Below are 16474 nucleotides of genomic sequence, written 5' to 3' on the forward strand. Positions count from 1 at the left end.
ACTGCGCGGATAGCACAAATCGGCACTCCGGTCACACAGCGGAAGGGTGCCGGATGTCCTGTTCTGCAGCTCTTTCCGATGATCCGGCCCGGCCCCGTACCCGGGCGTGTCGCGCCCTCGGCGGGCGGTCCGGGCGCCCGGGAACAGGACGGAGCTCATGCTGGAACCGTGTCGACCAAGACCACAGTTCAGCAGGCGCTCCGTTGGACACCCGGTCCGCCCTCTCCCGGCGGTTAGCAGTCACAGCGGGGGCATTCGCCCCAGGCCACCCCGGCGAACTCACCCGCACCCCCTTCGACATGGTCGACGAAGCATTCGCGCAGGCTCCAAGGACGGAGAACGGGTCCGGGTCCCCGGCCTTCCGCGTGGTGGTCTACCTCCTGCTCTCCGGGGACCGGGCATGCGCCCGACCAGGCCCGCCACCGCGAGCGCCGGCGCGTCCGGGCCTCGCTGCCGGGCGCGCCCGTCCGGTCTACCCGGACCGCTCGGGCGTGTCCGGCGCGGCCGTGGAGCGCGGCGACGCCGGCCTCCGCGAAGGATCGGTGGTTGGCGGGGCCGTGCGCTTGGCTCATGGACCGGTCCCCTGGTCGGATGCCGCCGACCGCTGCCGGGGTGATCGGACCGCCCGGGGTGCGTCACGCCGCGAAGTGCTGCGGACACGGTCCTGGCTCCGGTCCGGGGCAGGATTCGTGGCCGGACGCCCGAGGGGCTGGCGCTCCGCCCACAAAATGGATTGGATCGTCCAGTGACACGGAGATACGGACGGAGAGCGGCGCCTATGGGCCACAGCAAGACCTTCACGGCGATCGAGATCGGCGACGGCGGCGACGGCCGCTGGGGCGATTACGCGCGCGCCCGGTGGCCGGAGATCTCCTCGTGGCTGGACCCGGATCGGCGGACGCCGGAACACGCGGCCCGGGGCCGTGACCTGTTCGCGGCGCACATGCCGGAACTGGTCGGTGTCCGCGAGCGGCTCGCCGGTCAGCTGGACCGGCCCGACGGCGACTCCTTCCTCACCTTCGCGAACATGCGGACGTCCTTCGCCGGCTGCACCCAGATCGGGACCACGGGGCGGCTGCTGCGCAACTACGACTTCGCACCCCAGCAATGTGAGGGCACGATCGTCCACTCGCGCTTCCTGCGCCCGGTGATCGGGACACAGGAGGCGGGCTGGGGCCTGCTCGACGGGATGAACGACGCCGGTCTGGCGGTCTCACTCACGTTCGGGGGACGATTCGTCCACGGCACCGGCTTCGCCGTCCCCATCGTGTTGCGCTACCTGCTGGAGACAAGCGAGACCGTGGCCGACGCGCTCGACCGGCTGCGGACGATACCGCTCAGCACCGACCAGAACCTCACGCTGGTCGACGCCCACCGCGCCGTCACGGTGTACGCGGGGCCGGACCTGCCGTTGACCGAGGCACCGGACGCCTGCGCAGCCAACCACCAGCTGGAGCCGGTGCCCGAGGCGCAGGAGCGCTTCACCCGGACACGGGAGCGGCTGGAGCGTGTGCGCGCCGCGGGCACGGATGTGGCTGCGATGTTCCGGCCGCCGCTGTACCTGACCGCATACGACGAAGGCTTGGGCACGCTGTACACCGCGGACTACCGCCCGACCGAGGGGCGGGTTACCTATCACTGGCCGGAGGAGCGTTGGGAGCAGTCCTTCGACTCGTTCACGACTGGCGCGCGCACGGTGGCGCTGGGCACGGCCGCCTGAGTTCGCGCGGTCCTCGGTTGAGCGGGCGTGGGGCCCGGCCGACGAGGCGTCGTTCGCAGTCCCGGTGGAACGCGTGCCCGGCGGTCCGGCGGCTGTGCCCGCCTGGTTCGGCCCGGGGCCTTGCCGTTCGGAGCCGAACCCGGGTGCGGCGCGGCTCCGCCCCGCCGGGGCGGAGCCGCGCCGGAGTCAGCCGGTGGCGCACTCCGCTCCGTTGAGAACGAAGCCGGTCGGCGCGCCGGCGTCGCCGGTGTGCGAGGCCTGGTAGCCGATGCCCACCTGCGCGCCCGGAGCGATGGTGGCGTTATAGGCGGCGTGGGTGGCGACGACCGCCCCATGGTCCGGGCTGTAGGTGGCGTTCCAGCCGGAGGCCAGGCTCTGCCCCTCGGGCAGGGTGAACTCCAGGGACCAGTCCTCGGCGGGGGCGTCGCCGGTGTTGGTGATGGTCAGCGCGGCGGTGAGCCCGGTGCTCCAGACGTTGGTCGAGGCGGTGACCCGGCACTCGCCCTCCCCCGGGTCGGGCCCGGGACCGGTGCCCTGGTCCAGTCCGAAGAAGGTGATCACGTGGGCGGCCATGCCGGACGTGATCACGTTGTGCCCGACCCCCTCCACGCTGATCGCCTCGACCGGGGCCTGGTCGCCGACCGCGCCGTAGCGGGTCCGCTCCCAGTCGGACTGGGGCCGGTCGGTGGCCGCGGGGTCCGTGCCGAGGCCGTGGACGTTCGTCCACTGCTCGACCTCCTCGGTGAAGTTCGCGTAGTGCAGGACGTCGTCCTCGCTGCCGTGCCACAGCTGCATACGCGGACGCGGGCCCTCGTAGCCGGGATAGGAGTCCCGGACCAGGTCGCCCCACTCCTGCGGAGTGCGGTCGATCCGTCCGTTGGAGCACTCGCTGTTCCACCCCGAGCCGTCGGTGGTGGCGAAGCAGCCGAACGGTACTCCGGCGAACGCCGAGCCGGCCGCGAACACGTCGGGGTAGTTGGCCAGCATCACGTTGGCCATCATGGCGCCGGAGGAGACGCCGGTGACGAAGACGCGCTCGGTGTCGGCGCCGTGGGTGCGGACGACGTAGTCGACCATCGAGCGGATGCCGACCGGATCGCTGCCGCCGTCGCGCCTTAGGGCCTCGGGGGAGGAGACGTCGAAGCACTGGCTGCTGCGCGTGACGGACGGGTAGACGACGATGAAGCCGTGCTGGTCGGCCAGGGCGGCGTACTCGGTGTTGGCGTGGAAGACGGGCCCGGTTCCGGTACACCAGTGCTGGGCGACGAGGACCGGCGGGTCCTCGGCGGCGTCGTCGGGGACGTACAGGAACATGCGCAGGTCGCTGGGGTTGGGGCCGAAGTCGTCGATCTCGGTCAGGGTGGCGGCCGACGCGGCCGGCGCGGCGCACAACAGGGCCGCCAGCGGTGGCAGGACGGTGGCGGCGAGGATGCCGGTCAACCTGGCCAGGGGGTTCTTGCTCTGGTTGGTCACGTGCCTGGACCTCTCCCGGCTGCGTGGGGTGGGGGTCGTTCGGGCGCCGCTCCGACGAAGCCGGTGTGCCGCCGGAGGGGCCCAGCGCGCCCGGCGGTGGGATCGCCGCATGGGAGCGCTCCCGAAAACCATCCGAGCCCTCGCGCGCCCTGTCAACCCCCGCAGTGACGGATCGTTCACACTCGGGCCCAAGTCGTGCCGATCACACCCCCGTGGGCACGGGTTACTACCAATCGGGTAAATCCGAATACAGAAAGTCATAACCAAGCCGCTCAAGCTCCACATCCTGGCTGGAAAGCGAGAGACCGTGTCGCCCGGAGGAGCGAACCGCCTCATGGCCCCGATGGTGTTTCCGAGTACCCCGCGTGGCGAAGAAGACGGTTTGCGCCTGTTGGAGGTCGCGGGGGCTCAAGGGAATCCGTGTCGGCAAGCGCCTGCGCTTCCGTGAGCGCTCCGTGGAGGATCGCCTCACCCGGAACACGGTCGTCCGACAGCCCCGGTTTTCAAGCGCCGCCCCTGCGCCAAGGGCCTCAGCGACGAGAAGAGGGACCGCGTCTGGAAACCGGGCCGCACCCCGGGCACGGCGCGCGGCCCGGGACAGCGAAGGGGCGCCCCGCACGGAAGATCGTGCGAGGCGCCCCGGACGGTGCCGACGGACTACCTGTCGGCGTGCTCCCCGGCGGTCTCGCCGGAGGCGTCCTTGGCCGCGGCGTTCCCACCGTGCTTGGCGGGGCTCTCGCCCGCCTCGCCCTCGGCGGTACTGCCGTTGCCCGACGCCTTGGCCGCGGCCCTGGCCCGACGCCTGGCGCGGCGCCGCTCCTGGCGGGCGGCCGACCTGGCCTCACGCCTCTCCCGGAGCACCTCCACCAGCTGGTAGAGGACCGGGACCAGGATCAGGGTCAGCAGGGTCGAGGTGACCAGGCCGCCGATCACCACGAGGGCGACCGGGGCGGAGATGAACGCTCCGCCGCCCGCGAGGCCCGTGGCCATCGGCAGGAGCGCGGCGATGGTACCCGCAGCGGTCATCAGGATGGGCCGCAGACGGTGCCTGGCGCCCTCCACGATCGCCTCGCCGAGGTCCATCCCGTTCTGCCGGTTCTGGTTGATCAGGTCCATCAGCACGATGGCGTTGGTGATCACGATGCCGATGAGCATCACCATGCCGATCAGGGCCGCGGCGCCGATCGGGGTGCCGGTCAGCATCAGCAGGCCCAGCGAGCCGGTGGCGGCGAACGGAACCGAGATGAGCAGCATGAGCGGCTGCATCAGGCTCTTGAACGTCGCGACCATGATCAGGTAGCAGATGACGATGGCGGCGAGCATCGCCAGGCCGAGCTGGGCGAAGCCCTCGGTCTGGTCCTGGCTGACGCCGCCGAGGCTGGCGGTGGCGCCCGAGGGCAGGTCGAGGGAGTCCAGGACCCGCATGATCTCGGCGCTGACCGCTCCGAGGTCGGAGGCGGTGGGGTCGGCCGAGACCGTGGTGCTGGTGACCCCGTCGATGCGGGTGAGTTCCGGCGGCTGCTGGACCTCGGCGACCTCGGCGACCTCGGACAGCTCGATCTCCTCGCCCGTGGGGGTGCGGATCGGCAGTTCCTCGAGCTCGGCCACGCTCTGCGGCGCGTCCTCCACGAGGACGACGACGTCGCGGCGGACGTCATCGATGGTGGCGGTGCCGACGCCCTGGCCGTTGAAGGCCGCGGCGACCGTCTGACCGACCATGGCCTCGCTCAGACCGAGCTCGGCGGCCTCCTCCCCGTCGACCTGCACCTCCAGCGAGGCCTGCGAGGCGGTGATGCCGCTGTTGACGTCCTCGGCGCCGTCGATCGCGCGCAGCTCCTCCTCGACCATCCCGGCGGCCTCGGCCAGGGTCTCCTGGTCCTCGGCGGTCACCTGGACCTCGATCCCCGAGCCGCCCATGCCGCCGCTGGAGTCCAGGCGCGGCCGGTACTCGGTGTCGAGTTCGTCGAAGGTCTCGCGCAGCACGTCGCGGTTGCGGAGCTGGTCCGTTTCGGGGTCGGCGGTGATCGTGTAGTCGATCTGGTCCGTGCCACCGCCCATCAACGGGTTCCCGCCGATGTTGACCTGGTAGGTGTCGATCCAGGCCATCCCCTCCAGGGCTTCCTCGACCTTGACGGCCTCGGCGTCCGCGGCCTCCAGGGACATGCCCGGTTCGAGCTCCTGGACGACCGTGTAGGTGTTCTCCTCGGCCTGGCCCAGCCAGTCCGTCTCGGAGCTGGCGGCCATGACGGCGGTACCGCCGAAGATCGCCACCGAGGCGGCCAGGGTGAGGACCGTGGCGGTCTTGCGCCTGGTGGTGATCCAGCGGATCACCGGCAGGTAGGCGCGCTGCAGCGGAGTGCGGATCTCCCGGTCGTGGGCCTCGCGCTCGATCTGCTCGCGGCTGGCGTCGCCGACCTCGGCCGGACGCAGGAACCAGTAGCACAGCACCGGGGTGATGGTCAGGGCCACCACCAGGGATCCGGCCAGGGCCAGGCTGCTGGTCACGGCGAAGGGCATGAAGATCTCGCCGACCATGCCGCCGACGAAGGCCAGGGGCAGGAAGACGGCGATGGTGGCGAAGGACGAGGAGGCCACGGCCGTGGCGACCTCGCGGACGCCGTCCCTGACCGCGCTCAGCCGTTCCTTGCCGTAGTCCATGTGTCTGCGGACGTTCTCCAACACGACGATGGAGTCGTCCACCACCCGGCCGATCGCGATCGTGATCGCCGCCAGGGTGAGCATGTTCAGGGTGAACCCGAACGCCTGCATACCGATGAAGGACACCAGGACCGACACCGGGATGGAGACCGCCACCACCAGGGTGGAGCGGATGGACAGCATGAAGACCAGGATCACGATGACCGCGGCGGCCAGACCGTAGGCTCCGGCCTCGAACATGTCCGTGATCGAGTCGTTGATGAAGGGGGCCTGGTCGAAGACGACCGCGAGGTTGACGTCCTCACCCAGCAGGTCGGACTCCCCGTCGATGACGTCCTGGACGCCCTCGGAGATCTCGACGGTGTTGCCGTCGGGGGTCGCCATGATCATCAGGGCGACGCTGGGGTCGCCGTCCAGGCGGGCGATGGAGGAGGACTCCTCGGTCACCATCCCGACCTCGGCGACCTCGGAGATCCGCACCGGCTCGGGCTGCGGGGCGGGAGGGGCGCCGGGCACGGCGGCCGAGGAGTCGACCCCCTGCGAGGGCCGCACCCACACGTCCTCGATCTGTTCGAGGCCGGTGAGCTGGTCGCCGGTGGTGACGCTCAGGGTGCGGCCGTCCTCGTCCACGGTGCCGCCGGCCATGAGCAGACCGCTGGACTCCAGCGCGTCGGTCAGGTCCTGGGTGGTGACCCCGGCGTCTGCGAGCTCGTCCTCGTCCGGGGTGACCTCGACCCGCTGTTCGGGCACGCCCATCAGGTTGGCCGCGCGGACCCCGGCGACCGACTCCAGTTCGGGGATGAGCACGTTCTCGATGGAGGAGGCCATCGCCTGCTCGTCATCGTTCTCGCTGCTCGCGGCGAGGAGCATCACCGGCATCATGTCCGTGCTCATGGACGTGACGGAGGTGTCGGCGTCCTCGGGGAGCATCCCGGAGACCTGGTCGACGGCGACCTGGACCTCGCGGACCAGGGCGTCCTGGTCGCGGCCGTAGTCGAACTCCGCCATGACCTGTGTGGAACCGGTGCTGGTGGTGGACGTGACCGAGTCGACGCCCTCCACCCCCTGGACGGCCTGTTCCAGGGGTTCGGTGACCTGTCCCTCGACCACCTGGGGTGTCGCCCCCTGGTACTGGCCGGTGACCATCACCATCGGGAGGTTCACTTCGGGGAAGAGTTCGCGTTTGGCCGAGACCGCGGCGAGGACACCGAAGAAGAGCACGGCCAGGGTGATGAGGAGGACCAGCGCCCGGTTTCCGAGCGACATGACCGATAGGCGGTTCACGCGTTCGTCCCTTCCGACTGGTGGGCGGGAGCCCCGTTTCGGGGTCGCTCCGCGCAGAGGGCCGTTGTGGCCGGTCTGGACATGAGAGGTGCTCGCTCCTAGCTCGCCGTGTGTGGGACGGCCGGACCGGGATGTGCGGCGCTCGTCGTCGGGCGCGCACTCACTGGCTCGGTCTCGGGGCCGATCCGCGAGGACGTGGGTGGGGGTGCGGGGCGCTCATCCGCGCGGCGCGGGGCCCGTTGGCAGGGCTGCGCGTCCGCTGGGCGCACCACTCACCATACGTCGCGTTATATCGGAAGTTGAGCCGCCCCAGGCCGGTTCAGGGATCTCTCAGGGAGATGTCAGCCTTCTGTCAGGGTCGCCCCCGACCAAAGTTGGGGACATCTTCCGGAAGTCGGTGTCTCCCCGTTCCGAAGTGGGGCTTCACGCCCCACCGGTCGACGCTCGGCCTGTAACGGACGTCACGTGGCCGATTTCGGACATCCCGGAAAAGGACACCCGGGGTGAGCACCGGGCGCAGCGAAGCGCCTCCCCCGGGTGAGAACGCACGCCCCTGGCGGCTCTCCGGACCCAGGGGGCACGACAGGCGGTCCGCCGAAGCGGTTCCGGCCGCCCGCGACGGCGCGGCGCGGTGGCTCAGACAGCCGGAGCCTGTTCCCCTGGGGTTTCCAGCGGCTCGTGGGGCTGTGCGGTGCCCCAGACGACACGGAGGAGGTCCTCCAGCGCGTGGGCGAGGGAGTCGTCGACGAGTTCGTAGCTGACCTGACGGCCGCGGGCATGGGTCCGCACCAGTCCGCAGTCGCGCAGGCAGGCCAGGTGATTGGAGACGTTCTGCCTGGTGAGACCGAGCCGATCAGCGAGCCCGGCGGGATAGTCGGGCCCCTCCAGCAGGGCCAGCAAGAGGCGGCACCGGGTGGGATCGGACAGGGCGCGCCCGAGACGCTGGATCGCGGAGAGGCGCTGCTCGGAGGTCAACATGAAAATCATTATACATCGTTTGCTGTATAGACAGCACAGACTGTATAAACAGTGAAGGCTGAACTGTTCGGCCGCAACACCCCCGACGGCGTACCGGCAGGGGCAGCGAGCACCACCGAAGCACCACGAATCGAGGAGGGGACCATGGGCGCGGGACACGACCACGGACGAGTCACCGCCGGGGCCGCCAACAGCGGAAGGCTGGCAGTGGTCCTGGGCCTGATGCTCACGGTCGCCGCGGTGCAGGTCACCGGAGCCGCCTTCAGCGGCAGCCTCGCCCTGCTCGCCGACGCCGGGCACACCGTCACCGACTCCTTCGGGGTCGCCCTGGCGCTGGCCGCGGTGTGGATCGCGGCGCGGCCGGCCACCAGCAAGCGCACCTTCGGCTTCCAACGCGCCGAGATCCTCGCCGCCGCCGTCAACGCGATCGTGCTGTTCGTCCTGTGCGGGTTCATCGTGCTGGAGGCCGTGGACCGCCTCCGCGAACCCGCCGAGGTCTCCGGGGCCGGGATGGTCGCCGTCGCCGCCTTCGGCCTGGTGATGAACGTGGTGGCGCTGCTGGTCCTGCGTTCGGGCGCCAGGGAGAGCCTCAACGTCAGGGGCGCCTACCTGGAGGTCATGAGCGACGCCCTGGCCTCGGTGGGCGTGATCGTGGGCGGCCTGGTGGTGTGGTTCACCGACTGGCAGCAGGCGGACACCCTGGTCTCCCTCGGCATCGCCGCGATCATCGTGCCCCGGGCGTGGTCACTGCTGCGGGAGGCCGTGCACATCCTGCTGGAGGCCACCCCCGAGGGGATGGACCTGAGCGAGGTCCGCACGCACCTGATGGGCCATCCGGCGGTCATCGACGTCCACGACCTGCACGCCTGGACCATCACCTCCGGAGTCCCCGTGATGTCCGCGCACGTGGTGGTCGCGGAGGAGGACCTGCGGGACGGCGGGAGGATGCTCGACGAACTGCACGAGTGTCTGACCGGCCACTTCGACGTGGAACACTCGACCCTTCAACTGGAGCCCCCGGGCCACGCGGAGCACGAGGGCGCAAGGCACCCCTGACACCGCGCCCCGGCCCGGGTCCGCCCCCGCCACCGCCACGCGCTCCGACCCGCACCACCGTGCCGGAGCCTCGTCGTCCCAGGCCACCGGATCTGGCAGAATTGCGCAGGTTCGGCAAGACCCCAGCTAGTGACGACAGGTGAGCACGGGATCATGTGGTGGAACTCCACCACACCCAGGGCGACCAGGACCCGGGTGTTCGTGGCAGTACTCGAACGGGTGAGAACCCTGTGGGACCGGCTCCCCGTCCCCCGGAGCGGGCTCCGGGGCACACCGCCCATGCAGAAGTCGCGCACCGCCTGGGGCAAGCCCGCCCGCGCCTTCCTGCTGATGTTCGTCCTGGTCGACCTCCTGGGCACCGGGTTGCTCATGACCCCCGCCGCGACCATCGGCCCGGAGGAGTTGACCCTGGTCGAGGCGACGTTCACCTCGACCACCTCGCTCGCCGTGTGCGGGCTCAGCGTGATCTCCATCGGCGGCGACCTCTCCGTCTTCGGGCAACTCGTGGTGCTGGCGCTCATCCAGGTGGGCGGGATCGGCATCATGACCCTGGCCTCGCTGCTGGGCGCCGCCCTGGTCCACCGCTTCAGCCTGCGCATGCAGCTCAACGTCCAGGCGGAGAACCGGGCCCAGGCCGTGGGGGACGTACGCAGCATCGTGAGCCGGGTCGTCATCGTGTGCCTGACCATCGAGGCCGTCACCTTCGTCATCATCACTCCGCGGATGTGGCTGGGTCACGACCTGAGCCCGGGTGAGGCCCTGTACTCGGGCCTCTTCCACTCCGTCTCCGCCTTCAACAACGCCGGGCTGTCGCTGTACGACGAGAGCCTCACCCGGTTCTCCGGCGACGGGATCATCCTCTTCACGGTGGCGGTGGCGGTCATCCTCGGCGGGATCGGCTTCCCCGTGCTCCTGGAGCTGCGCCGCCACTGGCGGACCCCCGGCGCCTGGGGCCTGCACACCAAGATCACCATCGTCACCAGCGCCCTGCTCTTCGGGGTGACGGCGCTCCTGGTCATCATGATGGAGTGGAACAACCCGCGGACCCTGGGCGAACTGCACTGGTGGGCCAAGATCTCCGACGGGTTCTTCCACGGGGTCATGCCGCGGAGCGGTGGCTTCAACGTCACGGACACCGGCGCCATGTACGACTCCACGCTGCTGCTCACGATCATGATGATGTTCGTGGGCAACGGCAGCGCGGGAACCGCCGGCGGCATCAAGGTCGCGACCCTCGCCGTGATCTTCCTCGTGGTGTGGTCCGAGGCACGGGCCCACACCAGAGTGCACGTGTTCGGCCGCCGACTCGCCCCCGACGTGATCCGGCAGTCGCTGAGCCTGACCTTCCTCTCCATGACGGTGGTGGCGATAACCACGGTGTTCTTCCTGCACACCACACCGTTCACCTTCATGCAGACACTCTTCGAGGTCGTCTCGGCCGTGGGTGTGGTCGGTCTCTCGACCGGGATCACCCCCGCCCTGGCCCCCTGGGCCCAACTGACGCTCGCGTTCCTCATGATCGCGGGGCGTATCGGCCCCATCACCTTCGTCACCGCGCTGGCCTTCCGCGAGCGCAAGCGCCGTTACGACCTGCCCGAAGCCCGGCCGATGATCGGCTGAGGCCGCTCCACAGACAAGAGGTAGAACCCCGTGCCGCAAAGCAACAAGCTCTCCGACAAACGCATCCTGGTCATCGGGCTCGGCCGGTTCGGCAGCTCACTGGCCCTGGAGCTGGTCAACCACGACTGGGAGGTCCTGGGGGTGGACTCCAACCCCCGTGTGGTCCAGATGTTCGGGGAGTCGCTCACGCACACCGTCATCGCCGACTCCACCGACGACGAGGCCCTGAGACAGATCGGCGCCGCCCAGTTCAGCCGGGCCGTGGTCGCCATAGGGACCCACCTGGAGGAGAGCATCCTGACCACCTCTCAGCTGGTCGACCTGGGGGTGAAGGACATCTGGGCCAAGGCCACCAGCCGACGGCACGGCCGCATCCTCGAACAGGTCGGGGCCCACCACGTCGTCCTGCCCGAACACGACATGGGCGAGCGGGTCGCCCACCTGGTGTCGGGGCGCATGCTCGACTACGTGGAGCTGGAGGAGGGGTTCTCCCTCATCAAGACCAAGGCCCCCCAGGCGCTGATCGGCCGCTCCCTCAGGGAGACCAAGGTCAGGCAGCGCTTCGGGATCACGGTGGTGTCGGTGAAGCGGGTGGGGGCCTCCTTCACCTACGCCACGGAGGAGACGGTGCTGCACAAGGGCGACGTGATCGTGGTGGCCGGCCGCACGAAGGACGTGGAGCGGTTCGCCGAGAACAGTTGACCGGGGCCGGCCATGACCGGAGGGCACGGTCCCGGACGGACCGGTGTACCCGCAGGGCCGGAGTGACCGTCAGGGCAGCGGTCGGAGGGGAGTCCGGGGGCCGTTCCCCGAGGTGACCGACCCCATGGACAAATACGGCAAATTGACAACCGTTTTCATTCTCCCGATGATGGTGTCCATGCGAACTGCCACCGTACGAGCCGCCGTCCTCGGCGCCGCCACACTCATGATCGTCGCCGGGTGCGGAAACGACGGAGGTGGGTCCAGTGACAACGGAACCTCCCCCGCCGACGCCGACCTCACCGTCGTCACCGGGGTCTACCCGCTGGAGTGGTTGGCCCAGGAGATCGGCGGGGACGGCGTCGCCGTCGTCCAGCTCACCGAGCCGGGCACCGAACCACACGACCTGGAGCTGACCGGCCGCCAGATCGCCGAGGTCAGCGAAGCCGACATCGCCTTCTACGTCGAGGGCCTCCAGCCCGCGGTGGACGAGGCGGTCGAACAGGAGGCCGCCGGGGCCGCGCTCAACGTCGCCGACACCGTCCAGCTCCGCCCCGCCGACGACGGCGCGGCCGAGGAGGACGGGCACGGGCACGACGAGGAGGAGCACGGACACGAGGACGAGGACGGGCACGAGGAGGACGGGCACGAGGAGGACGAGCACGACCACGGCGAGTACGACCCGCACTTCTGGCTGGACGTCGAACTCATGACGGAGGCCGCCGAGGCCCTCGCCGCCCGGATGGCCGAGGCCCACCCCGAGGGCGCCGACCTCTACGAGGAGGGGGCCGAGCGCGTCAGCACCGAGCTCGCCGCCATCGGCTCGGAGTACGAGGAGAACCTGGCTTCCTGCGAGCACCGTGAGGTGGTCGTGGGGCACACCGCCTTCACCTACCTCACCGACCAGTACGGTCTCGAACAGATCGGGGTCAGCGGCGTCGACCCCGACACCGAGCCCTCCCCGGCCCAGATCGCCGCGATCGCCGACACCGTCAACGAGCGCGACATCACGACGATCTTCACCGAACCGCTGATGCCCGCCGCCACCGCGGACACCATCGCCGCCGAGACCGGAGCCCGGGTGGAGGTACTCGACCCGCTGGAGGGCGTCACCGACCAGTCGCCCGGCGACGACTACCCGTCGATCATGCGCGGCAACCTCGAAACCCTGTCCGCCGCGCTCGTCTGCGAGTAGCCCCCCGCCCCCGAAAGAAACGTCCGAGGGCGCTTTCACGAGCGCTTTCGACACCCGCGTTCGACCCCGCCGGTACGCCGGCGGGGTCTTTTTCCGGCACGGAACGGCCGGCCCGGCCACCTGGGAGGATCGGTTCCGGGACCGCCACACGGTCGCTCTGAGCTGGGTGGGAAGACCTCCGGGGGTCCTGTGGACCACATCCTGGTCACATGGCGCTTACATCCTTCGAAACCCAGGGACAAGTGGCGATGGTCACGCTATGCTCGTGAGAGTGACAGTGCCGATGCACGTGCATATGGCAGTGCATCCGCACGCACGTCCCCTCAGCAAAACACAAGGAGCTAGGCGAAATGACCCCACACAACGGCATCCGCGCGACTGAGCTGACCGAGGTCTCCTGGCAGAAGGCCAAGCGCAGCAACTCGCAGGGCGCCTGCGTCGAGATGGCCCGTCTGACCGACGGTTCGATCGCCGTGCGCAACTCACGTTTCCCCACCGGTCCGGCCCTGGTCTACACCCAGGAAGAGATCGACTGCCTCATCCTGGGCGCCAAGGACGGAGACTTCGACAACCTGCTCGGCTGAGCCCCCGCAACACCCGGGAGCCGCTCTCCGGAAAGCGGACCGTCCACGGCCTGGCAAGCCTTGTCCGTGCCCTCTCCCAGGCCGCGGGGGGGATCAGAACCGGAGGGCTCCGTCCACCGCCGACGGAGCCCTCCACGCCTACCCGGGCGGCCTCGACCCGGACCGGGTCGACCACGCGACCGACCACACGCGGCCGGGTCGACCACACGCGAAAACGGCGTCGGTCGGAACACACGACGCCGCCTCCGAGGTACCGCCACGACCTCGGGTCCTTCTACCGCTCCCGGAGCGCTGGGCACGCCCCCGCCGGGCCGGGGGGCGTTCGGCGGCCGCATACCCTGCCACGCGCGGCCCCAGCGGAACCGCACCGCGTTCCGGGCCGTCACCGACCGCCGCTCAGGACTCCTCGAGGTCCTTCAGCATGTCCTTGAGCATGGAGACGGTTTCGTCAGGGGTGGCAGCCGAAACGCTGAGCCTGGTCATGGCCTTGGTGTAAGCCTCGACGGTGGCGGGCTTGTCCACGATCTCGCCGTCGGTGAGCTGTTCGAGGTAGAGGATGTCGGACAGCTCGAAGTCGGAGTAGCGCAGCAGCGTGAAGGAACCGGCCTCCGCCGCGTGCGCGCCCACCTCGAAGGGGACGATCTGGAGGGTGATGTTCTCGTAGTTCTCGCAGAGGTTGATCAGGTGGCTCAGCTGACCGCGCATGATCTCCGCCCCGCGCTCCCTGCCTCCGATGGGGCGGCGCACGGCGGCCTCGTCGAGGATGATCCACATCCTCTTGCCGAGTTCGATGTGCTTCTGTCTCTGCAGTCTGGCCTTGATCCGCTGTTCGGTCACCAGGTCCGTCTCGACGCCGCCGCTGATGATCTCGCGGGCGTACTCCTCGGTCTGCAGCAGCCCGGGGACGAACTGGGACTCGTAGATGCGGATGTGGTCGGCGGCCTCCTCGAAGCCCACGTAGCGGATGAACCACTTGTGGAGGGCGTCGCCGTACTCCTTCCACCAACCGGGCTGGTTGGATTCGGCCGCGAGTTCCCGGAATTGCTTGAGGAGCTTGCGGTCCGTGACGCCGTACATCTTCAGCAGGTCCTCGATATCCCGGGTCTTGAAACCGACCCGGCCGAGTTCCATGCGGCTGATCTTGGAGGCGGAAGCGCGAATCTTCTCGCCCGCGGCCTCGCGCGTGATGCCGCAGCGCTCTCGGTGCTTCCTCAGCTGGTGTCCGAGGAGCATGCGACGCACGGTGGGGCCACTCCCCTGACGCAATTGAGCGATATCCACGTTCGCCGCCTCTCTGTCATTCTCCGGGCTAGGGTATCGGGTCGCCCGGTCCCCTTTGCCGTGCGCTCAGGACACTACACGTACACGATATAGCCAGTACACCGTTCCGATCACGGGCAGTCCCCCCACCCCCCCTGAGGCGCCCGGCCCCCTCTGGCACGTGCCGCTCCCCCGAGGTCCGACCGCGGTCGGCGCCCGGGAACGGGCCCGGTGTCATCGACTCACACGAATTGCGCCCAAACGAACTTTCCGCCGGACGGTGTGGGAATCACACCCCACTCTCGCGCGAAAGCACTCACCAGGGCAAGCCCTCGACCGCCCTCCATGGCGGGGTCGGCTTCCCTTCTCCTCGGCAAGTGATCTCCTCCGTCACGAACGGCACAGATGAATTCACTACCGCTACGCATCAGGGAGAGCTGAATACCGGCATCGCCCTGCCTGGTCAAGGCCAGTGGTCCGCCATGGCGCACGGCATTGGTGACCAATTCGGAAACAACCACCGCGACATCACCGGACAAGTACTCCATCTGCCATTCGAGGAGCAGAGCCGCGGAAATCTCACGGGCAGCGCCCACCGCCCCGGGGCGGGACCGGAAGGTCCACGTGACGGCGTCGTGCCGGTCACCGCAGACAGGGGTGTTCCAACGGCGTGACCCGTGCGTCAGGACCCTGAGCCACCAAGCACCGGCTGACTCCGCCACCGCCTCCGCACACTCCATGCCCTTCAACTCCTCACTGACGCGCCGCACCGGGCCGCCGACGAATGGCGGAAGGCTCGTGCTTGTGCACGGCCCGAATGCACGTGCATCTCGGTCTTGGTGGTAATCGTAGGCCACGGTCCGTCAAAGTGCAGGCAAACGCGGACACGGGTCCGGCGGGTTTGCCACGGCGCAGGTGAGGGAGTGCGAACCGGGCCGAGGAAGTTTTACCCGGGGGTTCGGGCGGGAACCGGCAACCGCACCCCGGATACGTACCGACCAGTAGGCATGCGGATAGGATTCGCACGCGCCCACCACGTGAATTGATGGAGGTAACACCATGTCCCCAACGCCTCGTGTGGCGATCGTGACCGGCGCGGCCCGCGGTATCGGTGCCGCCACGGCCGAACGGCTGGCCAGTGAGGGTCACGCCGTAGCCGTCGTGGACCTGAAGGAGGCCGACGCCCAGGAGGTCGTGGACCGCATCACGGCCGCCGGCGGCAAGGCCGTCGCGGTGGGCTGCGACGTCTCCGACGCCGACCAGGTGACCGCCGCGGTCGACACCGTCGCCGAGCGGCTCGGCCCGCCCGCGATCCTCGTCAACAACGCGGGTGTGCTCCGCGACAACCTGCTGTTCAAGATGTCCCCGGACGACTGGGACACCGTCATGAACGTCCACCTGCGCGGCTCCTTCCTGATGAGCAAGGCCGCCCAGGCGCACATGACCGCCAACAAGTGGGGCCGGATCGTGAACCTGTCCAGCTCCTCCGCGCTGGGCAACCGCGGCCAGGCCAACTACTCGGCCGCCAAGGCCGGCCTGCAGGGCTTCACCAAGACCCTCGCGATCGAACTGGGCAAGTTCGGCGTCACCTGCAACGCGATCGCCCCCGGTTTCATCGAGACCGCGATGACCCGCGCCACCGCCGAGCGGGTGGGCGTCGACTACGACGACATGAAGGCCTTCAAGGCCAAGGAGATCCCGGTGCAGCGGGTCGGCGGGCCCGAGGACATCGCCAACGCCGTGGCCTTCTTCACCGGTGAGGACGCGGGCTTCGTGTCCGGCCAGGTCCTCTACGTCGCCGGAGGTCCGCTGGACTAGCCGGATCCGCGCCTCGAGCAGTACCGGGCGCCCCGCCGGAACCGCGGTTCCGGCGGGGCGCCCCCGTGTGTGCCGGGTGGGTCCTGCGTGTATCGGACGGGCAGCGTGTGTCGGACGGGCCGCGGG

The 16474-nt window shown here is 69.5% G+C and carries 12 protein-coding genes; 7 read left to right on the plus strand and 5 right to left on the minus strand.

The features are described from left to right. The first annotated feature begins 778 nt into the window (after positions 1-778). The gene (locus tag AC0VYD_RS19805) at positions 779-1720 is read left to right on the plus strand and encodes a C45 family autoproteolytic acyltransferase/hydolase (protein ID WP_475476962.1); all 942 of its coding nucleotides are present in this window, start codon (positions 779-781) and stop codon (positions 1718-1720) included. A 186-nt stretch (positions 1721-1906) separates the two neighbouring features. Here the strand turns inward: AC0VYD_RS19805 and AC0VYD_RS19810 are convergent, their stop codons facing one another. From AC0VYD_RS19810 to cmtR, 3 genes are all read right to left on the minus strand, one after another. Then, positions 1907-3193 carry an extracellular catalytic domain type 1 short-chain-length polyhydroxyalkanoate depolymerase gene (locus tag AC0VYD_RS19810; RefSeq protein WP_475476963.1) on the minus strand — a complete coding sequence of 429 codons (1287 nt, stop codon included), beginning with the start codon at positions 3191-3193 and terminating at the stop codon, positions 1907-1909. A 657-nt stretch (positions 3194-3850) separates the two neighbouring features. Continuing rightward, positions 3851-7117 carry an efflux RND transporter permease subunit gene (locus AC0VYD_RS19815; RefSeq protein WP_475480318.1) on the minus strand — a complete coding sequence of 1089 codons (3267 nt, stop codon included), beginning with the start codon at positions 7115-7117 and terminating at the stop codon, positions 3851-3853. 654 nt (positions 7118-7771) lie between these two features. Next, positions 7772-8113, minus strand: coding sequence for a Cd(II)/Pb(II)-sensing metalloregulatory transcriptional regulator CmtR (cmtR, locus tag AC0VYD_RS19820; protein WP_475476964.1), 342 nt, complete (start codon positions 8111-8113; stop codon positions 7772-7774). Between the two features lie 144 nt (positions 8114-8257). Between cmtR and AC0VYD_RS19825 the strand changes: the two genes are divergently transcribed. From AC0VYD_RS19825 to AC0VYD_RS19845, 5 genes are all read left to right on the plus strand, one after another. Then, positions 8258-9169 (plus strand): cation diffusion facilitator family transporter, encoded by a 912-nt coding sequence (locus tag AC0VYD_RS19825; RefSeq protein ID WP_475480319.1) that lies wholly within the window; start codon positions 8258-8260, stop codon positions 9167-9169. A gap of 153 nt (positions 9170-9322) precedes the next feature. After that, entirely contained in the window at positions 9323-10789 is a 1467-nt protein-coding gene (locus tag AC0VYD_RS19830; RefSeq protein WP_475476965.1) for a TrkH family potassium uptake protein, read from the plus strand. A 30-nt stretch (positions 10790-10819) separates the two neighbouring features. Then, a complete protein-coding gene (locus tag AC0VYD_RS19835; RefSeq protein ID WP_475476966.1) occupies positions 10820-11491 on the plus strand; it encodes a potassium channel family protein in 672 nt (223 codons plus the stop codon). A 178-nt stretch (positions 11492-11669) separates the two neighbouring features. Continuing rightward, a complete protein-coding gene (locus AC0VYD_RS19840) occupies positions 11670-12686 on the plus strand; it encodes a metal ABC transporter substrate-binding protein (protein WP_475476967.1) in 1017 nt (338 codons plus the stop codon). 350 nt (positions 12687-13036) lie between these two features. Beyond that, positions 13037-13270 carry a DUF397 domain-containing protein gene (locus tag AC0VYD_RS19845; RefSeq protein ID WP_191274985.1) on the plus strand — a complete coding sequence of 78 codons (234 nt, stop codon included), beginning with the start codon at positions 13037-13039 and terminating at the stop codon, positions 13268-13270. A 396-nt stretch (positions 13271-13666) separates the two neighbouring features. Here the strand turns inward: AC0VYD_RS19845 and AC0VYD_RS19850 are convergent, their stop codons facing one another. Together AC0VYD_RS19850 and AC0VYD_RS19855 are read right to left on the minus strand one after the other, a co-directional pair. Beyond that, complete coding sequence (locus AC0VYD_RS19850; RefSeq protein WP_191274983.1) at positions 13667-14503, minus strand: helix-turn-helix domain-containing protein; 837 nt, start codon at positions 14501-14503, stop codon at positions 13667-13669. Between the two features lie 269 nt (positions 14504-14772). Further along, positions 14773-15270: an ATP-binding protein gene (locus AC0VYD_RS19855; RefSeq protein WP_191275230.1), complete on the minus strand. Its 498-nt coding sequence runs from the start codon at positions 15268-15270 to the stop codon at positions 14773-14775. A 319-nt stretch (positions 15271-15589) separates the two neighbouring features. Between AC0VYD_RS19855 and fabG the strand changes: the two genes are divergently transcribed. After that, complete coding sequence (fabG, locus tag AC0VYD_RS19860) at positions 15590-16348, plus strand: 3-oxoacyl-ACP reductase FabG (protein WP_475476968.1); 759 nt, start codon at positions 15590-15592, stop codon at positions 16346-16348. The last annotated feature ends 126 nt before the right edge of the window (positions 16349-16474 follow it).

The organism is Nocardiopsis sp. iso_40 (assembly GCF_056173285.1).